The organism is Paractinoplanes rishiriensis, from assembly GCF_016862375.1.
In the GTDB taxonomy this organism is placed as follows: domain Bacteria; phylum Actinomycetota; class Actinomycetes; order Mycobacteriales; family Micromonosporaceae; genus Actinoplanes; species Actinoplanes rishiriensis.
On record NZ_BOMV01000083.1, the window covers coordinates 1 to 19,143 of the forward strand.

The window sequence follows — 19,143 nt, forward strand, 5'->3', positions numbered from 1 at the left end:
GACCTGTCGGGTGGTGCTCAGGCCGCGTAGTTGCTCGCGGAGAGCGTCGTCGGCGGTCAGGACCAGGGATTTGAACAGATTGACGGTAGCGGTGCGGGTGTCGCTGTAGTGACGGCGGACTACGTGCAGGACGCGCAAAGTCTCGCGGTCACCATCGGCGCGGGGTACGGCGAGGTGGTCGGCGGCCAACACGGCACGGGCGGCGTGGACGGCGTCGAGGGCGTCGGACTTACCGCCACGGCGGCGCCTGCCCTTGGCGGGTTTCGGGGCTTCCAGCACTGTCTCACCGGCGTACAGGGTCCGGGACAGGCCCATCCCGTGAGCGCGGGTCCCGTCGATCGCCCAGGCCCGCCGGTCACCGAGCCGTACGGTGTGCCGGTCAGCCCAGGCCAGCAGACCGGCGACGCCTGCCGGGGTGGCCGGCACAGTGACCTCGGCCAGCACAGTACCGACCGGTGTCACCACCACTGCGGTATGCGTGTCAGTGTGGGAACCCGTGCCCTATACGGCTCGTCAGTCAAGGTACTCTTCGGACTCATTGGTGATCACTCACCCTTTCCATCCATTGAAAGGTCAGCGCTTGGCCGTGCTGTTTTCGCAGCGCAAGCGCACTGGACTGTTCTTCGTGTGCGAGGTCGAGGGGAGGTGGCGGGTCACCGTGGCTCAGGAGTGGACCGACCGCGGCGTACCGGCCTCGGCTGATCGCCTCGCGGTGGACGGCTTGACGGCGGCGCGGTCGCTGGTCGATGCGATCGACCCCAGCGCGGCGCCGGTGGAGGCGGACGGTGTCAGAGATAGCGGGGGCGACCGTCGGGAATCGGGAGCAGATGTCGGGGTGGGATCGTCGCCAGGCGGTGATGGCGGTGGCGAACATGGTCGAGTCGTTGCTGCGCGGCAGCGGCCGGGCCGGCGGTGAACCCGACCGCGAAGATCAGCAGCTCTCATCTGTCGAGGCTGGCGATCGTGTATGTGCGGCAGTCGACGGTGGCGCAGGTGCGGTTCAACACCGAGTCGACCCAGCGGCAGTACGGCCTGGTCGGCACCGCCGCGGAGTTCGGCTGGAGCGTCAAACAGGCCGCCGCCGAACTCGGTATCCCCGCCGACGCCGTCTACAACTGGCTGCGACACGGGCAGGTACCCGCCCGCCGCGGCCCCAGCGGACGATGGTGCATCCCCTGGGATCCCGCCACCCGTGAGATCTACCAGGAGAAGGTCGCCCGCTCGTTCCGTCTCAAGCCGATGCCATCTGCGTAGCGGTTCCCGGCTTCTTTTGGATGCCATCGAATGCCAAGCCAAGATCGACGTCTTGTTTCGGCGCCACTTGCTGGACACGGAGGCGGTGCGGTCAGTGGGAGTCTGGTCTGGGGATGTGGATGCCGGCGTCGCGGAGCTTGGTTTCGAAGAGCGCGGTTAGGCGCGCCGCGGCGGGCGTCTGCTGTTCGCCGTGGTGGGCGATCAGCGTGTACCGGGTCGCGGCGTCGGTGCGGGCTTGGAGGCCGGTCACGGTCTTCAGCAGTGCGGGGTTGGCGAGGTAGTGCTCGGCCGCGGCGGTGGCGAGTTCGGCGATGCGGGGGTCGTCCGGTTCCCAGGTCGCGGCTTCGGCTGTGCGCCTGGCCAGGGCTAGGAGCTGGGTGTCTTGCAGGGCGTGTTCGAAATGGGTGAGGTAGTCGTCGAAGCCTTGCGGGACCAGGGCCTTGGCCAGGACCCAGCCGTCCCTGGTGGCGGCCACCTCGTCCGCGGTGTAGCCGAGGTCGGGCATCCGCTCCAGCAGCGCCACGGCGTGGTCGGGCAGCAGGGTCCGGTCGCCGTCGGCGAGGCGGTGCAGCGTGTCCCGTCGCGCGGTCAGCTCGTCGATCCGTTCGGTGAGCTGCCGCTCGACGTCGGCGAGCGCGGTGGCGAATCGCGCGGCATCGGCGTCGAGCATCGGCCTGATCTCGGCCAGTGGTACCCCCGCCTCGGCCAGTGTCCGGATCTGCACGAGCCGCAACAGGTCGGCGGAGCCGTACCGTCGGTAGCCGGAGCTGTCGCGTTCCGGCTCTTCGACCAGGCGGAGCTTGTGGTAGTGCCGCACTGTCTTGACGGTGACGCCGACGAACGCCGCCGCCTGCCCGATCGTGACTCCGTTCCTCATCCGCTTACCCTGCCTTGTGTTCCAGGTCGGCGACCACGCCGGGCTCAACGAGCTCAGCGTGGTCACGGCTCGTGTACGGGTCACAGGTGCTCAGTTCGTCGGCTAGGCCGGATCGGCCTGCCCGCCGCCGAAGACCTCGTTGACGAGCCGTTGTTGGGCGTTCTGGAACGCTGCCCCGATGGTCAGGTTGGCGTCGTCGACGCAGTTCAGTGCGGCGGTCAGGGTCTTGCGGCCGTCGGGTGTGCTGTACATCAGCGCCGCGTGGCCTACGGCGGCTCCGTTGTGGGAGATGACGGTGCCGCCCCCGTCCGTGGTCACCACGAACACTCCAAGGCCGTAGTCCATGTTCGGGATGCCGGTAGGGTGCGGGGTGCACATCTCGGTCAGCAGCGGTGCCGGCAGGAGCTTGCCGCCCAGCAGCGCGGAGATGAACGTGTGCAGGTCCTGGGTGGTCGAGATCATGTCGCCGCCGGTGGAGGTCCAGGACGGGTTCTGGCGGGTGACGTCGACGGTCGTGTCGCCGTGGCGGTAGTAGGCGTGCGCGTGCGGCTCGGGAAGCTCCGGCGAGGCGTCCGGCACAACTGTGCCGGACAACCCGAGCGGCCCCAGGATCAGCCGCTGCATCTCCTCGGCGTACGAGCAGCCGGTGACCTTCTCGATCAGCAGCCGAGCGAGGACATAGTTGGTGTTGGAGTAGCTCCAGCCCGTTCCCGGCTCGAACCGCGCCGGCTTGGCCAACGCCAGCTCCACCAGTTCCTGCGGCCGGTAGGTCTTGAACCGGTTGTCCAGCCATTCTTGGCCCGTGGTGCCGTAGGGGATGGGGATCCCCGGCGCGATCGTCCCGTCCTCGTAGACCTCGCCGGTGAAGTTGAACACCCCGCTGGTGTGCTGCAACAGCATCCGCACCGTGATCCGCTCGTCCAGCCCAAACTCGGGCAGGTGCTTGACGACCGGGTCGTCCAGCCCGAACCTGCCTTCGGCCACCAACTGCAGCACCAGGGTCGCGGTGAACGTCTTGGTGTTGCTGCCGATGCGGTGATGCCCGTTGGTCGGCGGCTTCGCGGCCCCGCCCAGCTCGGCCGTCCCGGCGCTGCCGACCCACTCGCCTCGCTCGTCGTGCACGCGCAGCGAGACCCCGACGAACCCGGAATCGACTATCTCCTCGATCGCCTTCTGCAACTCCGGGCGATCCGGCCCGGCGGCAGCAGCGGCCGGCGCTACCCCGGCATCGAGGGCAGCGGTAATCTTGCGGGCCATCTCGGCCGCGATGGCGTTGGCCTTGTCCGGATGGATCTGAGCCGCTTCGATGGCGAGAAGGATGGTGCCGTGGAAGTTGCCGGCCTCGGCCGGAGCTTGCTCACCGAGCAGCTTCATGGCTGCGGTCAGGGCCGGCAATACCCGGTCGGCGAGTTCGGCGACGGTCTTGCCCTTCAGCTCGATGTCCTTAGCGTTCGCGGCAAGCACATGCCCGACCAGACCGGTCGCCGACCTCAGGGCGATCGCGGCATTCGTGGCGGCCTTCTGGGGCGAGCCCGTAGCGGCGGCCATCAGCGACACCGCGCCGTACGCGGCGGCCCGCAGGGTGCTCTTGTCCTGATCGGAAAGAACGATGGACATGCTGGTTACTCCTTGAGTCAGTGTTATCTGGTCGGCGTCGCGCCGCTGCGACGAGCTTCGACCCTGACCCAAGGTCAACCTCAACCATGACGTAGATCACACCCACCTCGGAGCCTGAGACAGATCCGAGAGCGGTGCGCCCGAACAGCACACCGCGTTCACCGACGCCGAAACAAGCTGCCGATCTCGAGAACCGCTTGGCACGGCCCACCGGGAGGCGACCCTGACTCCGGTCTCAGCCTTTCCTCGCCGCCGCAGCCGTCCCAGCCTCGTACAACCCAAACAACAACCGCAGAGAAGGCAGTATGAAGCGCCCGTCGGTATCCACACCGATGACCGCATCGACGCGGTCAGCCAAACGTTGCCAGGATGGACGACACGGACGGCTCTCCCTTACACGGGACGACGTCCGGACGGCGTCGGCCCGGGAGAAGGTCACCCGGCGGCACATCTGTGATGAGTCACGCGTCAACACGCGGACAGGCTTCTGATCAGGCCAGCAAGGTGGGCCGGGCCGACGCCTGCAACCCACGAGGACAGGTCCGGCAAAGGCACACCACAACAGCGGCCAGATCTTGGCTGTGTACTCACAGATCACCGGCGACGGACCCTACCGGTATCAATCCCTCCCAGAACCGGCCCACCCATAGAAGCGTCTGGCAACGCGACCCCAAGCGGCGCCCAGCTAAGTAGTGCATATCGGATATGTCGCAGGGTGATCTGCGGGGCAGAGGATTTCAGGCCGGAATCGGGCCCGTACCCGGAACGGCCGCCGAACCGTCTCCAATGCGGAGCTGTCCAGGCCGGTGCGTCCGGCGCCTTCGGCCCGCTAGGTGCCCACCGGCCCGTCCGCCGCCGGCCCGCCTGATGCCACCGACCCGCCTGCCGCTGCCGGCCCACCCGATGCCACCGACCCACCCGACACCGTCGGCCCGTCTGGCGGGTCCGGTGGGTCGGGTAGCCGCCGGATTCGCAGCCCGGCCAGGCTCCCGGCGAGCAGCGTCAGGCCGGCCACCAGCATGACGCCGCTGGCGCCCAGCGAACCGTCGGTCACGTCGTAGAGGAACTCCGGCACCACCAGCGTGGCACCGGCGACGCCGCCGGCCAGGACCACCCACTCCCGGATGCGGATGTAGGCGGTGAAGCACGCGGCGGCCACCAGCGTGGTCAGCACGTAGCCGAGGTAGTTCTCGGCGTCGGTGCCGTCGATGATGGTGAACTGGGCGCCGAACAGCGCCAGCACCACCGCGATCGCCAGCGCGAGCCGCCGTTCGGTGACCAGCCTGCGCCACGCCAGCACGGCCCAGACCACGCCGAGCCCCAGCGAGCCGAGCCCGAACGGCACCGTGTCGAAAACGTCAAGGGCTTCAAGCAGGTTTCCGTACGCGACCAGCGCCGCGACGGCGACGCCGAGTTGACCGAGCGCGCTGCGCGACAGGACATATCCCGCCAGCACCACGACCAGTCCGGTCAGCGCGGAGGCCAGCCGGGCAAACGAGTCGTCGGTGTCTCCCTCGAGCAGCGCGAGGACGGCGAACGCGGCGGCCGCTGCCGAGGCGGTCAGCAGTGTGCTGGACAACCTGCGGCGTACATCGTCTCCCGCGGCCTGGCGCAACCGTACCACCAGGCCGGCGCCGAAGAGGACCGCCGCCATGCCGGCGAGGATCGCGACCACGCCGGCCGTGCCTAGGCTGTCCCACTGCTCGCCCAGGAACAGCAGCGTCGCCCCGACCACGAAGGACGCGCCGAGATAGCCGGCGATCTCGCCGAGCAGCCGCCGCGCGCCCTTCGGCGCGGCGGCCGGCGCGGCCATCTCGGCCAGCACGGCACCGGCCTGCCCGCGGTCGAGGACACCCCGCTCCACCAGGCGATCGAGGGCGGCACTCAATGCGTCCATGCCCCGTACCGTAACGGAACAGAGTCGTGTTCCCAGGAATGTCCGAGGCAGGGTCTAGCATCCGCGGTATGTTCCGCATCCGCGCCGCGACGCTCCCCACGATGCTGGCCGGCCTGGCCATGCTGGCCGGCCTGGCCGCCTGCACCGACGACAAACCGGCGGCCGACCAGCCGGCCGCCAACCTGCCGGCCGGGGACGCCCTGCTCAAAGAGTCCGCCGCGGCGATGCGTGAGATCAAGACGACCAAGTTCCTGATCACCGCGGACGGCGCGATCGCCGGGCTCAGCCTGCGCCGCGCCGAGGGCGTCCTGACCAAGGAGGGCAGTGCCGAGGGCACCGCCCAGGTCGAGCAGGCCGGGCAAAATGTCGAGCTGACCTTCGTGATCGTGGGCGACAAGATCTACCTGAAGGGCGCCACCGGCGGCTACCAGGAACTCCCCCTCGCCCTGGCCGCCAGCGTCTACGACCCGTCCGCCATCCTCGACCCCGACCGCGGCATCGCCCAGGTGCTCAATACTGCCGTCGGCGCCAGGACCGAGGCCGCCGAGTCCGTCGAGGGCACCGACACATACCGGGTCGCCGCCACCGCCGCGGGGGCCGACCTCAAGACGATCATCCCGGGCGTCACCGGCGACGTGCCCGGCAAGCTGTGGATCGGCAGCACCGACAAGCGCCTGCACAAGGCCGCCTTCACACTGCCCGCGGCCGGCGGCGCCACCGGCACGGTCACCGTCACGTTCACGGAGTTCGACGCCCCGGCGACGATCAGTGCTCCCTAGTCCCACCGCGGCACCGCCCGTCCCGCGGCGCCGCCTGGCGATCGGCGTCGGCGGAGCCACCGTGCTGCTGGCCGCGCTGGACGCGTACGTCGTGGTCACCGTCCTCACCGAGATCGTCCGCGACGTCAACATCCCGCTGAACCGCCTGGAACGCGCCACCCCGATCGTCACCGGCTTCCTGCTCGGCTACGTGGCCGGCATGCCGCTGCTCGGCTCGCTCTCCGACCGCCTGGGCCGCCGCTGGGTGATCGTCGCCTGCCTGGCCGGTTTCGCCGCCGGCTCGGCCCTGACCGCCGCGTCCGGCGAGTCGCTGTGGCTGCTGGTGGCCGGTCGCGCGGTGCAGGGTCTGGCCGGCGGCGCGCTGCTGCCGGTGACGATGGCGCTGGCCGGCGACCTGTGGCCGGCCGGCCGGAAACGCGGCGTCGCGCTGGGCGCCGTCGGCACCGCGCAGGAGCTGGGCAGCGTCCTCGGTCCGCTGTACGGCGGCGCGGTGGCGGCCCTGATCGGCTGGCGCGGCATCTTCTGGATCAACGTCCCGCTGGCCGTCCTGGCCGCGGTCGCGGTTCTCGCCGCCCTGCCGCCCGCCGCCGTCCCGCGGCCACGCCCGAAGGTCGACGTGGTCGGCGGCGTACTGCTCGCCCTCGGCCTCGGCCTGCTGGTGGTGGGCCTCTACAACCCTGATCCGGAACGGTCCGTCCTGCCCTCGTGGGGCCCGGTCGTGCTTACGCTGGCCGCCGGGGCGCTCGTGCTGTTCGCCCTGTGGGAGCGCCGGGCAAAAACCAAACTGCTAAACCCGGCGGGCGTACGCATGACGCCGTTCCTGGCCGTGCTGGGCGCCAGCTTCTGCGCCGGCGCCGCCCTGATGGTCACCCTGGTCGACATCCAGCTGATCGCCCAGACGATGCTCGGCAAGGACGCGTTCGGCGGCACCCTGCTGCTCTCCCGTTTCCTCATCGCACTGCCGGTCGGCGCCGCCGCCGGCGGCTGGCTCCTCGCCCGCTGGGGCGAGCGGTGGCTCACCCTGACCGGCCTGCTGATCGCCGCTTGCGGGTACGCACTGATCGCGTTCTGGCCCCTGAACGTGCTCGCCGTCCGCTACGCCGGCGTCCTCCCCCGCCTGGACACCGATCTCGCGATCGCCGGCTTCGGCCTGGGCCTGGTGATCGCCCCGCTGGCCGGCGCCGCGCTGCGAGCCACGCCGCCGGCAGAGCACGGCGTCGCTTCGGCCGCGGTCGTGGTGGCCCGGATGGTCGGCATGCTGATCGGCGTCGCGGCCCTGACCGCATGGGGCCTGCACCGCTTCCAGGCGTTGACGGCCAACCTGAACACCCCCCTGCCCTTCGGCGTCGAACCCGCCGAATACGAACGCCGGATGGCCACCTACCAGCTGGCCCTGAAGGCGGCCCTGCAAACCGAGTACCGGGAGATCTTCATCGCCGCCGCCGGTGTCTGCGTGGCGGGCGCGCTCCTCGGCCTGCTGTTGACCGAACGCGAGGAACAGCTGACAGAATCGGGCCATGGCCTGGGATGCGCAGACCCTGGACGGGCTGGCGGACGCTCGTGAGATCGACCTGATCGTGCCGGCGCCGGGACGGCCGGTGGTGCGCGTGCCGGTCTGGGTGGTGGCCGTCGGCGGCGAACTCTACGTGCGGTCCTGGAAGGGCGACGCTGGCCTCTGGTACCGCCGCGCGCGGCGCCACGGCGCCGGGTCGGTCGCCGCGGACGGCCGGGAACACCCGGTGCGCTTCGTCGGGTCCAGCGACCCCGCCCTGGACGCCGCCGTCGACAAGGTCTTTCTCACCAAGTACGCCGACTCCGAGACCGCGGTGGCGATGACCAGGCCGCCGGCGGCCGGCACCACCCTGCGCCTCGAACCGCTGACCTGACCGGGTGGCAGACTGGCCGGCATGGGTTTGTTCACGGTGGACGAGGCCCGGGCCGAGCTGGCCAAGCTGCTGCCCGTGCTGCACGAACTGGTCGAGGTGCGGGCCGACATGGTGGAGCTGACCGCGGCGCTGGCCACCGGTGAAGCGCCCGGCCCGCTCGGCGGGCTGGCCGAGCGCAAGGCGGCCGAGGCCCGGCTCAACGAGCTGATGACGACCGTGCAGGAGACCGGCGCCGAGTTCAAGGGCATCGCACCGCTGCTCGTCGACTTCCCGGCCGAGCTGGGCGGCGTGTCCGTGCTGCTCTGCTGGCTGGAGGGCGAGACCGAGCTCGGCTGGTACCACCGTGCCGAACTGGGGTTCGCCGGCCGGCGCCGGCTCTAGTCCCAGACGCGGGCGAGGCGTTCGAACTCGGTGGGGTCGCTGTGCAGGGGAATCACGCACAGCAGGTGGCCGCCCGGAGCGCGCAGGATGCGGCAGTCCAGCCAGCGGTCGATCTCGAGGGCGCCCAGCGCGATCAGGCGGGCGGTCTCGGCGTCCAGGTCGTCGGTTTCGAAGTCGACGTGGAAGCGGGCCTGGTCATCGACCGCCTGCACGGCCAGGGTGAGGCCGGGCAGGGCGCCGCGCAGCGAGGTGAACTGGGGCTCGTCGGGGACCTGCCTGGCGGGCACGCCGAGGGCCGCGGACCAGAAGGCGGCGACCTCGGCGGCGGCGTCGGTCGGTGCGTCGATCAGGATGGTGGACAACCGGCTTCGATGCATGATCCGAAACTAGCCCGGGTAGTCGGCGCGGGAGCTGAACACGCCGGTCACGGTCGCCGCGCGTACGTCGAAACCCAGGGTGAGAAAGACGCCTGGCCGGACCTCCGCGCTCGACGGGTTGGCCTGGTCGGGGTGACCGGAGTCGTAGAGCTGCACGTCCTGATACCCGTCCCAGGTGTCGTGCGGGCGGCGCACCAGACGGGCCACGGTTTCCCGGAGCTGCGAAAACCTTTCCGACAAATCGCCGTACGCGACCAGGACCTCACCGCTGCTCAGCCGGAGCGCGTGGTGCGAGGACGCCGGCATGTCGGTCGGCTGCGGCGGGCTCCACGTTCGGCCACCGTCGGCGGAGCGGCAGAGGTACGCCTGCGTCGCCGTGCTGCGGATCAGGGCCACCACCTGGTCGTCGAGCACGGTCAGGGTCGGCTCCTGGAAGTGCACGCCGTCGCCGGCCGCCAGCACCACCTCGGTGTCCGCAGGCCAGGTGCGGCCGCCGTCGGTGCTGCGGACGACCGTGGCCCGCTCCCACTCGTCGCCGGACCGCTTGCCGTAGAGCGGCAGCAGCAGGTCACCGGTGGGCAGCGCGGTCGCGGCACCGTGCGAGGCGGCCCAGCCGGACAGCATGGTGCCTACCGCGACCGCCGCCGACCAGGTCTGCCCGCCGTCGTCGCTGCGCCGGACATAGGTGCCGTGCACGGTGTGCCGCGGCCGGGTCGCCCAGTCGATCACGAAGTAGCTGAGCAGCACCGTCCCGTCCGGCAGCACCGCCAGTTTCGGGTCGCGGTCGTCATGGGCGCCGTCGACCGCGACCCGCGGAGCCGTCCAGGTGCGGCCGCCGTCGTCGCTGTCCACCAGGCAGATCCGGCCGTCCGAGCGCACGTGGCCGGCGCCCTCCCGGTAGGCCGCCAGCAGCCGGCCGCCGGGCAACGCGACCAGGTCGGGAAAGTGGGCGAGCAGGCCCGGCCCGGCCCGCGCCACGACGATCGGCTCCGACACGCGACCCCCTACGACCGGCGGTGCAGCACGACCACCGGGATGCGCCGGGTGGTCCCCTTCTGGTACTCACCGTAGCCCGGCTCGATCGCGCTCACCTTGGCGAACATCTCGTCGCGCTCGGCGCCGGACAGGATTTCGGCCGTCGCCTCGTACGTCTCTGTCTTGATCTCGACGGTGACCGCGGGATCCTGGCGGATGTTGTGGTACCAGGCCGGATGGCGGGGCCCGCCGCCGGCCGAGCCGATCACGACGGCCCGCCCGTCGATCTCCAGGTAGCCGAGCGGGACGGTGTGCGGCCGGCCGCTGCGGGCCCCGGTGGTGGTGATCAGGACGAGAGTGGAGCCCTCGAACATGCCGCCGACCCGGCCCTCGTTGTGGCGGAACTCGTCGATGATTGCGGTGTTGAAATCGGACACGCGTTGCACTCCCGGTTGTCGTGAGGAGAACCGGCGGACCGACGAGCACGAAAAAACCCCGGATGCCGTACGCACGTCGATCCGAACCGGATCGGGGAAAGAAAAAACCTCCGTGCGTAGGCCCATACGGGGCGCACCGCCAAAGTAGCACATACCCTTCGGACATGGGCTGGGCTTGGCAGGACCCCGCGGTGCGGGCTGTCGCCCGGCTCATTCCAGGCGACGTGCTCTGGTACGTCCGGACGCCGGAGCCGGTGTTCGCGCTGACCTTCGACGACGGCCCGCATCCGGCCACCACGCCGGGCCTGCTGCCGGTGCTGGCGCGGCACGGTGCCCGGGCGACCTTCTTCCTGATCGGCTCGCGGGTGGCCGCGCATCCGGAGCTGGTGGCCGCGATCGCCGCCGCCGGGCACGAGATCGGCAACCACCTGATGCGCGACGAACCTTCGGTGCGGCTCTCGGACGCCCGGTTCCGATCGGATCTCGCCGAGACCAATGCGCTGCTCGCGCCGTACGGGGAGGTGCGGTGGTTCCGGCCGGGGTCGGGGTGGTTCACGCCGCGGATGCTGCGGGCCGCCGGCGAGATGGGGTTGCGGGCGGTGCTGGGCACGGTTGCGGCGGCGCATCGTGGTGAGCCGTCGGATGCGCAGATCGCGTCGCGGATCGGTGCGACGGTGCGGCCGGGGTCGATCGTGGTCCTCCACGAGGGGACGGAACCTCGGCGCGGAGTGGTGGAGACGGTCGATCAGCTGCTGTCCGCGCTGGCCGGTCGCGGTCTCGCCGCGGTGACGGTGTCCGATCTGGCCCGGTGAGCCGCCCCGATCACCCGGTGACCGTTACGCGCACCGGGGTGGCGCTGCTCCCCTCGCCCGCGGCGTTGGCGGCGCTCACCGTCACCTCGTAGTCGTGGCCGGGCACCAGTCCCGGCTGCAGGGCCGGTGGGCTGATCGTGGGGAAGGCCGCCTTCGTCAGGTCGCGATCGCCGGCGGTCAGGTCGCGGTAGTACACCCAGTAGTGGACGCCCGGACCCAGCGGCTTCCAGGTCAGGGTCAGGGTGCCGGGGGCGGTCGCGGTTGCCTTCAGGTCCGGCGGTGCGGGTGGCCGCGGCGGTGCGGGGGTCGCGCGGACGGTGCCGCTCGGCGGGCCCTCGGCGCCGTGGCGGACCGTGGCCACGCGGAACTCGTACGCGTGCCCGTTTTTGAGCATGCCCACGACGGCCTGCGGGCGGTCGACCAGGAATGCGCCCCGGGTGAAGCGCCGCTCCCCCGCGGTCAGGTCGCGGTGATACACCCAGAAGGCGGCCTCGCCGTTCCCCGCGGACCAGGTCAGCGACACCTGGCCGTCGCCGGGGGTGACCCGCAGGCCGGTGGGTGCGGACGGTGCGGCGTAACGCGCGGTCGCGCGGGCCACGGCGGACGGCCCGGACTCGCCGGCCGGGCCGATCGCGGCGATCCGGAACTCGTACGTGTGCCCGTGCAGCAGCGGCACCGTGGTGAAGCCGCGCGGCCGGTCGATCGGGAAGTCGTGCCGCCGCCACGGTCCGCCGGTGGAGGCGTCGCGCTGGTCGAGCCAGTACCAGAGGTGCGCGCCCGGGTCGGACCAGGTCAGCGCGATCCGGCCGGACGGCAGCGCGCGGGCGGCAAGACCCTCCGGCACCACCGGGCGGGTGCGGGTCGCGGTCACCGCCGGGGACGGCGGCGATTCCGTGCCGGCCCGCTCGGCGGTGACCCGGAACTCGTACGCGTGCCCCTCCTTGAGCAGCCCGGCGTCGGCGCGCGTGCCGCTGACCGGCTCGGGACGCCGCGCCGGATGGGTTTGCCCCGCCGTCACGTCGCGCTCGTGGATCCAGTAGCGGCTCGCCCCCGGCACGGCCTGCCAGCGCAGCGTGGGCTGAGCGTCGTTGACGGCCGCGACCAGCCCGGCCGGCGCCGCGACGTCCACCGTGGCGGGTGCGGGCGGCCAGGGCACCTCGACGAACCGGGGACGATAGATCCGGGCGTCGGCGTACGCGGAGTTCTCGTCCAGGCTGTTGACGTTGTACGAGATCAACAGCTGGCCGGCGCGGGCCAGCGCCGGGTGCAGCCGCGCGTCGTACGACACCCGGCCGGACTCCCCGGTCACCTCGGCCGGCGTGTGCAGGTGCAGCGGCCCGGTCCACGGCCCGGTCGGCGCGGGCCCCGTGTAGGCCACGATCGACGGGTTGAACGGCAGGTTGCCCTCGGTGGTCACCAGCAGGTAGCCGTCGCCGGCCCGCTGGACGGAAAACCCGGTGGCGACTCCGCTGAGCATCCGCGCCGACCGCTGCGCCGCGCCGGTCCACCCCTGGCCGTCCCAGAACTCCCAGGCCCCGGCCAGATCGCGGGCGCGCGCCACGTGCCCGAACCGCAGCGCGTCGGCGGTCCGCTCGGCGCCGTAGACATACGTGTGACCCTGGTCGGACAGGATCGCCGAGCCCCACGCGATCGTGTCCCCGAGCGGCAGGTCGGCAACCTTCCGCAGATCGAGCCCCGGCAGCCCGAAAACGGCCAGCGCGGAACCGGTCAGCGTGAAGTCCCACAGCCCGGTGCCGTCCCGCCGGTAACGGTTGTAGAACACCTGAAGCGTGTCCCCGGCCACTACCCCGTCCTGCGCCCAGTAGTAGACCTTTCCGACCGGCCCGACCAGCGGCTCCGGTCGGCCGGGAGCGCCACCGTGCAGCGTCCGGAGACCGGCGCCGTCCTGCACCACGATCGTGTTGTGCACGAACGGCGCATCCCGCGGCCGGGTGTGGTCGGCCTGCACGGCCCCGAGGTAGGTGTCCGAGAACAGCCACGCCACCCGGCCGTCCGGCAGCGCCACCGACGCCGTGTTGTCGCCGCCGGTCCACTGTCCACCGGTGTCGCCGTACCGCTCGAACATGCCGGTGAGGTCGGCGGCCGCAAGTCGCGGCACCGGGCGGACAGCGGGCGTGGCCGCGTCGCCGTCGCGGTCGGGCAGCGCCACCAGAGCCAGCGCGCCCAGCGCAACCAGCCCGGCCGCCCCCGCGAGCCACCGCCCGGCCCTCATCGGTCCAACCTAGCGCTTGCTAGGGCGCGGTACCAGGCCCCACCACAGCCAGGCGGCGGGTCGGCCGGCGGCGGATCAGGCGGCGTCGATCTGCTTGCGCAGCTTGGCCAGCGCCCGGGTCAGCAGCCGCGACACGTGCATCTGGGAGATGCCGATCTGCTGCGCGATCTCGGACTGGGTCAGGTTGCCGTAGAAACGCAGGCTGATGATCTTCTGCTCGCGCTCGTCCAGGCTGGCCAGCGCGGGCCCGAGGGCGACGCGCAGTTCGGCGATCTCGAAGCCGGCGTCCTCACCGCCGAGCGTGTCGCCGAGGGTGGCGATGCTGTCGTCGCCGGCCGGCACCGACAGGCTGGTGGCGGTGTAGGCGCGGGCGCCCTCCAGTCCCTCGAGGACATCCTCCTCGCTGACCCCGAGGTGCGCGGCGATGTCGGCCACGGTGGGCGAGCGGCCCAGGGTGTGCGTCAGGGTGCTGTTGGCCGCGGTGATGGCCAGCCGGAGTTCCTGGAGCCGGCGGGGCACCCGGATCGACCAGGTGCGGTCCCGGAAGTGCCGCTTCAGCTCGCCGACGATCGTGGGGATCGCGAAGCCGGCGAAGTCCACGCCACGCTCGGCGTCGAACCGGTCCACCGCCTTGATCAGGCCCATCACGGCCACCTGGCACAGGTCGTCGACCGGCTCGCCGCGGCCCGAGTATCGGTTCGCGAGGTGGCGGGCCAGCGGCAGCCACGCCTCGATCGCGCGGTCCCTTAGGTCCGCCCGGGACGGGTGTCCGGCCGGCAGGGCGGACAGCGCCGTGATCAGTTCGCTGGCCGGATCCGAAAGGCCGGTGCTGGAGGGCGAAGAGGCGACGGAGATCATGCGCCTCCTTTGCCCATCGGCACCCGCTGCCTAAACTCACTCGATCGGGCGGTTGGCCGGAGTGGGCGAACGGTGCATAGTCGGGGCGTGGAGCGGGCAATGCGCCCTTCGTGTCACGTCTGGAAGCGTCCTGGCCTCCCCCGAAAACCATGCCCGTGGGGTCCTGGACCCTGGACAGCTACGGGCAGCTGAAACTCCTGCGCGCCGAGTTACGCGCCGCCCTGCTCGGCGAACCGCTGCCGCCCGGCCGCGACCTCGACGAGGTGCCCGAGAAGATGGTCCTGGTCGCCACGGAACTGGCCACCAACGCGCTGACGCACGCGCACCCGCCCACCGTGGTCGAGCTGCGGCGTACCGAGCAGACCTTCATCCTCGACGTCACCGACGACGAGCCGGACACCCCGCCGGAGATCGCCGACTCCCGCCCGCTCGGCGCCGGCGGCCGCGGCCTGAGGATGGCCCGGGAACTGGCCCTCGACATCGGCTGGTACTCCGAACGGGGCGTCAAGCACGTCTGGACGGAGTTCTCGCTACCGCGGCCGAGCTGAGCCGCACCGGTGGCGCCGCCGTGATCCGCCGCTTCAGGGCGGAGTGAGCAGGTATGAGGTCAGCCGGTCGGCGAGTTGTTGCGGGTGGCTGAGCGCAACCGAGTGGCCGCCCTCGATCTCGTCCGGCACGACGCCCGGTCGGCGGCCACCCGGCGCTGGAAGTCCGCGAGGAAGAACTGGTCGTCGCGGGCGACGAGCACCCCGGTGGGCACGTCCGGCCAGGCGTCCGGCGGCCACGGCTCGTTCCACTCTGCGCTGACCTGCTCGCGGCCGTGCGCCGCGGCCTGCGCGACGATCTCGGCCGGCACGCCGTTGTAGAAATGCTGCAACTCGCTGAGTCCCTCCGCGCCCTGGTAACCGGTGTCGTCCCACCAGTCCGCCGACTTTTCGCCCGGCGCACCGGCCACCGTTGCGCGGAACTCGGCAAACCCCGCCGACTTGTCCTCGATCGGCGGCCCTGTCACGCACCCGGCTTGCGCAGATGCTCCCCGTACGCCATCGCCACCGTGGCCACCACCGGAACGGCGAGCGCCCACCAGGCCCCGTACGCGAAGCCCAGCACCACCGCGACCGGCAACCCGAGAGCGAGCGTCAGGCAGCCGGCGACGGCAAGTGGCGGCGGGCTCTCGTCCGCTTCGTCCGCCGGCGGAGCCGCAGCGCTCGGCAGCGACGGATGGGGCAACGGCAGATCCGCGAAGATCTGCAACAGCTCCGACCGGGTGCGCGCCAGCTTCGACGCCTCCACCCGCCGCTCATACTCGGACGGGTCGAGCCGCTTCGCGACGAGGTGCTCCTCCAGCGCTTCCTGCGCCGAGTCACGCTCGGGAGTGCCGACCAGAAAGTCAGGTGCCGAACCGCTGACCTCGGGCTCACCGTCGTCGGAGGCGCTCACGGGCGACAGCCTAGCCATCGACAGCGAGCCCGGCGACCGAGAACCGGCTTATGGCTGGACACGTCGGACCGAACCGTGATCACGCGATTACGCAGATGCTGGCTAAACCTGCGGCCCCCGACCGGCGCTTTGCATTGTTGCCTGTCAATGCGATGTCTATCGTGACGGCATGCGTCGCTTGTGGACACTTCTCGCCTCCGCGCTGCTCGCCGCAGCCGTCCTCACCGTGCCGGGCAGCGCCTCGGCGGCCGTCGTCTTCACGGACGACTTCGAGGGCGGCACGGTCGGCGCATGGCAACTGACCGGCGGGCAATGGGGGTTGTCCACCGACGGCTCGCGGGTGCTGCGCCAGTCCCGCAGCGGCGCCGCCGCGACCCAGGCGACCGGAGGCGACCCGGCGTGGTCCGGCTACACGCTCACCGCCCGGGTCAAGCCCACATCGCTGTCCCGGCCGCAGGCCGCCGCGGGCATCGCCGTCCGCGCCGGCACCGACAGCGGATACCAACTGGTGCTGCGCCCGGGTAACCGGGCGGAACTCGTCCGGGTCTCGGCCGGGCAGCCCACCCGGCTGGCCGAGGCGCTCATCACCGTGCGCCCCAGCCGATGGTACGACCTGCGCCTGCGCGTCGAGGGCGATCAACTCCACGGCACCGTCACCAGCCCCTCCGAGACGGTGACGCTCACCGCCACCGACACCACCCTGAGCACCGGGGCCATCGCGATGGTCACCCAGCAGGCGGCAGCCAGCTTCGACGACGTCACCGTGGACACCGTCGCGCCGGCACCGGACACCCAGCCGCCGTCCGCACCGGGCCGCCCGGAGCTGCTCGAAGTCACCCCGACCACCGCCACGATCACCTGGCCCGCGGCGACCGACAACGTCGGCGTGACAAGCTACCTGATCTACCTCGGCGGGCAGTTCTACGAGGACTACTTCGTACGCCAGGTAACGACCAACGCACCGGTCACCGTCCCGCTCGGCGGCAACACCGGCGCCACGCTGCACGTCTCGGTGCGAGCCGTGGACGCGGCCGGCAACCAGTCCTGGTTCGGCCCGCGGGTGACGTTCGGGCAGCCGCCGAGCTTCCCGAAGGTGCCCGGCGACACCGTGGCCCCGACGCCCCCCGGCGCGCCGGTCATCACCTCCGGCAGCGCCGGCGGCGCGATCATCACCTGGGCACCGGCCACCGACGACACCGGCGTGGTGGAATACCACGTGGTCCACGCGTTCAACATCGACGAGGTCCGGGTGCGGCACAAGGTGCCCGGCAACGTGACCAGCGCCGTCGTGCCGCCCGCGTCGACCCCGAACCGGGTCTGGGTGATCGCGTACGACGCGGCATGGAACGCCTCCTACAGCCCGTCGGTCACGCTCACCAACCCGACACCGCCGCCGACCCCGCCGTCCTGAACCGGCCGCGCCACCGCCGTCAGGTGACGCGGTTGGTCTGGTAAGCCCACAGTGCCAGTTCGACGCGGTTGCGGGCCCCGAGTTTGGTCATGAGACCGGTGAGATGGAACTTGACCGTACTCATGCTGATGTGCAGGTCCCGCGCGATCTCGGCGTTGGTCCGGCCCCGGGCGACCCGGCACAGAACGTCTTCCTCCCGGTCGGTCAGGGCGTCGACCGGCTGGGCCGGTGTGGTGGCCGGGCCGCCGGTGGCGAAGGTGGCGAGCAGCCGGCCGGTGACGGCCGGGTCGATGAGCGCGTCACCCTGCACGGCGGCGTGGATCGCCTGGACCAGCTGGTCCGGTTCGGCGCCCTTGAGCAGGAAACCGCGGGCGCCCGCCTGGAGAGCGCCGTAGATGTACTCGTCGGTGTCGAACGTGGTGATCACGACGACGGCGATCGGATCGGGGATGTCCGGTCCGGCGAGCAGACGCGTGGCCTCGATGCCGTCCAGGACGGGCATCCGGATGTCGAACAGGCACACGTCCGGGCGCAGGCGGCGGGCGAGCACGACGGCCGCACGCCCGTCGGCCGCCTGCCCGACCACCTCGATGCCAGCCTGGCCGTCGAGGATCGTCGACAGTCCCGCCCGGACGATGCCCTGGTCGTCGGCGATGAGGACACGGATGGTCATGTCGCGGCGCCCCGGCGGGGAAGGACGGCCCGGACGATCCAGCCGCGGTCCGGATTCGGCCCGGCGTTGAGCGTGCCACCCAGGAGCGTGATCCGTTCGGTCATGCCGGCCAGACCGAATCCGGGCGGACCGGCGGCAGACGCGATGCGGGCGCCGTCGTCGCTGACCGTCAGCTGGACATCGGTGGCGCTGCCGGTCACCTCGACCCGGACTCGGGTCGCGTGCTGGGCGTGGCGCTGGGCATTCGTGATCGACTCCTGCGTCACGCGGTAGAGGGCACCCTCGACGGCCGGCGGAAGGTCGGTCAGGTCACCGCGCAGCTCGACACCGATGCGCAGCGCCTCGGTGCTGTCGGCGGCGAGACCTTCGATGTCGGCGATGCGACGCTGGGGAACCAACGAGGGCTGCTGCCGGCGGTCGCGCAGTGCGCTGACCATCGCGCGCATCTCCGCCAGCGTCCGGGCTGCCTCACGGTTGATCGTCTCGAGTGCCTCCGTCGCTCCGCTCAGCGACGACGACCGGGCGAGGAACAAGCCTGCCTGCGCCTGGATCGCGATCGCCGAGACGTGGTGAGCCACGGTGTCGTGCAACTCCCGGGCCAGCTGTTCGCGTTCCTGCAGTTTGGCCTGCACGATCAGTTGTCCGCGGGCGATGGTCCGGTAGCGCACGGACGCCCCGAGGGCCGCGGCCAACAGCACCATGGCGATCCCGGCGGTCGTCTCGGCCAGCCCGGGAAAGTCGACGCTGACGATGGCAGTCAGTGCCACCGCCGTGACCGCCATCCCGATGGCCACCTCGCGGCCGGCCCGCCACCGCAGAAGCGCATAGAGCAATACGAGCACCACCCATCCGCTGTGCAGGTCCACCGGTTCGGTGCCCACCACGAACGCGGCGACGTCGAGGACCGCGAACCCTCCGAAGGCGTAAACCACCGCGGCCAGCGGATGGGCCCGCCGGACCAGGACCGCGAGCGCCAGCCCACATCCGAAGGCGACGGCTGCCGGCCGCCAGACCAGGTCGCGGAAGGCCACATCGAACACGAGCACGGTCAGCACCAGCGCGGCGAGGGCCCAGTCGCGCCAGGTGTACGGCAGCGGGCGCCGCGCCGCGGCCCGCAACGTCGTCGCAGCGTTCGGCACGACTGCCACAGTAGCGATCCGGCGTTCGCCACGACCCCGTCGCGCGACCAGTCGCCACCCTGGCCGATGGGCCAGGGAAACGTCGGCCAGAGGACTC

General features: G+C 71.4%; 21 protein-coding genes and 1 pseudogene. 9 read left to right on the plus strand and 13 right to left on the minus strand.

Annotated elements, in window-relative coordinates; translation table 11 throughout:
* Positions 1-477: pseudogene (locus tag Ari01nite_RS39220) on the minus strand (IS110 family transposase); the annotation flags it as partial.
* 64 nt (positions 478-541) lie between these two features.
* On the opposite strand from Ari01nite_RS39220, the gene Ari01nite_RS39225 reads away from it, so the two are divergent.
* Together Ari01nite_RS39225 and Ari01nite_RS39230 are read left to right on the plus strand one after the other, a co-directional pair.
* The gene (locus Ari01nite_RS39225; protein WP_275410918.1) at positions 542-916 is read left to right on the plus strand and encodes a DUF5372 family protein; all 375 of its coding nucleotides are present in this window, start codon (positions 542-544) and stop codon (positions 914-916) included.
* A 47-nt stretch (positions 917-963) separates the two neighbouring features.
* Entirely contained in the window at positions 964-1,254 is a 291-nt protein-coding gene (locus tag Ari01nite_RS39230; protein ID WP_203788215.1) for a helix-turn-helix domain-containing protein, read from the plus strand.
* A gap of 91 nt (positions 1,255-1,345) precedes the next feature.
* On the opposite strand, the gene Ari01nite_RS39235 is transcribed toward Ari01nite_RS39230, so the two are convergent.
* The 3 genes from Ari01nite_RS39235 to Ari01nite_RS39245 form a co-directional block, all read right to left on the minus strand.
* Positions 1,346-2,131 (minus strand): MerR family transcriptional regulator, encoded by a 786-nt coding sequence (locus Ari01nite_RS39235; protein ID WP_203788217.1) that lies wholly within the window; start codon positions 2,129-2,131, stop codon positions 1,346-1,348.
* A gap of 102 nt (positions 2,132-2,233) precedes the next feature.
* Positions 2,234-3,748 carry a serine hydrolase domain-containing protein gene (locus Ari01nite_RS39240; RefSeq protein ID WP_239163401.1) on the minus strand — a complete coding sequence of 505 codons (1,515 nt, stop codon included), beginning with the start codon at positions 3,746-3,748 and terminating at the stop codon, positions 2,234-2,236.
* Positions 3,749-4,577: 829 nt separating this feature from the next.
* Positions 4,578-5,645 (minus strand): hypothetical protein, encoded by a 1,068-nt coding sequence (locus Ari01nite_RS39245; RefSeq protein WP_203788219.1) that lies wholly within the window; start codon positions 5,643-5,645, stop codon positions 4,578-4,580.
* Positions 5,646-5,713: 68 nt separating this feature from the next.
* Between Ari01nite_RS39245 and Ari01nite_RS39250 the strand changes: the two genes are divergently transcribed.
* From Ari01nite_RS39250 to Ari01nite_RS39265, 4 genes are read left to right on the plus strand one after another with little or no spacing between them, the layout of a single operon-like run.
* Positions 5,714-6,424: an LppX_LprAFG lipoprotein gene (locus Ari01nite_RS39250; RefSeq protein WP_203788221.1), complete on the plus strand. Its 711-nt coding sequence runs from the start codon at positions 5,714-5,716 to the stop codon at positions 6,422-6,424.
* Complete coding sequence (locus Ari01nite_RS39255) at positions 6,414-7,988, plus strand: MFS transporter (protein WP_203788223.1); 1,575 nt, start codon at positions 6,414-6,416, stop codon at positions 7,986-7,988. The genes Ari01nite_RS39250 and Ari01nite_RS39255 overlap by 11 nt, the downstream gene beginning before the upstream one ends.
* Positions 7,942-8,310 carry a DUF2255 family protein gene (locus Ari01nite_RS39260; protein WP_203788225.1) on the plus strand — a complete coding sequence of 123 codons (369 nt, stop codon included), beginning with the start codon at positions 7,942-7,944 and terminating at the stop codon, positions 8,308-8,310. The genes Ari01nite_RS39255 and Ari01nite_RS39260 overlap by 47 nt, the downstream gene beginning before the upstream one ends.
* Positions 8,311-8,331: 21 nt before the next feature.
* Positions 8,332-8,691: a DUF2203 domain-containing protein gene (locus Ari01nite_RS39265; protein WP_203788227.1), complete on the plus strand. Its 360-nt coding sequence runs from the start codon at positions 8,332-8,334 to the stop codon at positions 8,689-8,691.
* Here the strand turns inward: Ari01nite_RS39265 and Ari01nite_RS39270 are convergent.
* The 3 genes from Ari01nite_RS39270 to Ari01nite_RS39280 are packed head-to-tail and all read right to left on the minus strand — an operon-like array spanning position 8,688 to position 10,480.
* Positions 8,688-9,068: a VOC family protein gene (locus tag Ari01nite_RS39270; protein ID WP_203788229.1), complete on the minus strand. Its 381-nt coding sequence runs from the start codon at positions 9,066-9,068 to the stop codon at positions 8,688-8,690. The genes Ari01nite_RS39265 and Ari01nite_RS39270 overlap by 4 nt on opposite strands.
* A gap of 9 nt (positions 9,069-9,077) precedes the next feature.
* Positions 9,078-10,064, minus strand: coding sequence for a sialidase family protein (locus Ari01nite_RS39275; RefSeq protein ID WP_203788231.1), 987 nt, complete (start codon positions 10,062-10,064; stop codon positions 9,078-9,080).
* An 8-nt stretch (positions 10,065-10,072) separates the two neighbouring features.
* On the minus strand, positions 10,073-10,480 hold the full coding sequence (locus Ari01nite_RS39280) for a nitroreductase family deazaflavin-dependent oxidoreductase (protein WP_239163402.1): 408 nt from the start codon (positions 10,478-10,480) through the stop codon (positions 10,073-10,075).
* 164 nt (positions 10,481-10,644) lie between these two features.
* Between Ari01nite_RS39280 and Ari01nite_RS39285 the strand changes: the two genes are divergently transcribed.
* Positions 10,645-11,292, plus strand: a complete 648-nt coding sequence (locus tag Ari01nite_RS39285; RefSeq protein WP_203788235.1) for a polysaccharide deacetylase family protein — start codon at positions 10,645-10,647, stop codon at positions 11,290-11,292.
* 10 nt (positions 11,293-11,302) lie between these two features.
* On the opposite strand, the gene Ari01nite_RS39290 is transcribed toward Ari01nite_RS39285, so the two are convergent.
* Positions 11,303-13,525 (minus strand): DUF5005 domain-containing protein, encoded by a 2,223-nt coding sequence (locus Ari01nite_RS39290; protein ID WP_203788237.1) that lies wholly within the window; start codon positions 13,523-13,525, stop codon positions 11,303-11,305.
* Between the two features lie 75 nt (positions 13,526-13,600).
* Positions 13,601-14,383 carry an RNA polymerase sigma factor SigF gene (locus tag Ari01nite_RS39295; RefSeq protein ID WP_203788239.1) on the minus strand — a complete coding sequence of 261 codons (783 nt, stop codon included), beginning with the start codon at positions 14,381-14,383 and terminating at the stop codon, positions 13,601-13,603.
* 149 nt (positions 14,384-14,532) lie between these two features.
* On the opposite strand from Ari01nite_RS39295, the gene Ari01nite_RS39300 reads away from it, so the two are divergent.
* Positions 14,533-14,931: an ATP-binding protein gene (locus Ari01nite_RS39300; RefSeq protein WP_203788241.1), complete on the plus strand. Its 399-nt coding sequence runs from the start codon at positions 14,533-14,535 to the stop codon at positions 14,929-14,931.
* 59 nt (positions 14,932-14,990) lie between these two features.
* Here the strand turns inward: Ari01nite_RS39300 and Ari01nite_RS39305 are convergent, their stop codons facing one another.
* Positions 14,991-15,395, minus strand: a complete 405-nt coding sequence (locus Ari01nite_RS39305) for a hypothetical protein (RefSeq protein ID WP_239163403.1) — start codon at positions 15,393-15,395, stop codon at positions 14,991-14,993.
* Positions 15,392-15,823 (minus strand): DUF1707 SHOCT-like domain-containing protein, encoded by a 432-nt coding sequence (locus Ari01nite_RS39310; protein WP_203788243.1) that lies wholly within the window; start codon positions 15,821-15,823, stop codon positions 15,392-15,394. The genes Ari01nite_RS39305 and Ari01nite_RS39310 overlap by 4 nt, the downstream gene beginning before the upstream one ends.
* Positions 15,824-15,992: 169 nt before the next feature.
* Between Ari01nite_RS39310 and Ari01nite_RS39315 the strand changes: the two genes are divergently transcribed.
* A complete protein-coding gene (locus tag Ari01nite_RS39315; protein ID WP_203788245.1) occupies positions 15,993-17,234 on the plus strand; it encodes a fibronectin type III domain-containing protein in 1,242 nt (413 codons plus the stop codon).
* Positions 17,235-17,253: 19 nt separating this feature from the next.
* Here Ari01nite_RS39315 and Ari01nite_RS39320 read toward each other — a convergent pair whose 3' ends face one another.
* Together Ari01nite_RS39320 and Ari01nite_RS39325 are read right to left on the minus strand one after the other, a co-directional pair.
* Complete coding sequence (locus tag Ari01nite_RS39320; RefSeq protein WP_203788247.1) at positions 17,254-17,907, minus strand: response regulator; 654 nt, start codon at positions 17,905-17,907, stop codon at positions 17,254-17,256.
* Positions 17,904-19,046, minus strand: coding sequence for a sensor histidine kinase (locus tag Ari01nite_RS39325; RefSeq protein WP_203788249.1), 1,143 nt, complete (start codon positions 19,044-19,046; stop codon positions 17,904-17,906). Before Ari01nite_RS39325 ends, Ari01nite_RS39320 begins: the two co-directional genes overlap by 4 nt.
* Between the last annotated feature and the right edge of the window lie 97 nt (positions 19,047-19,143).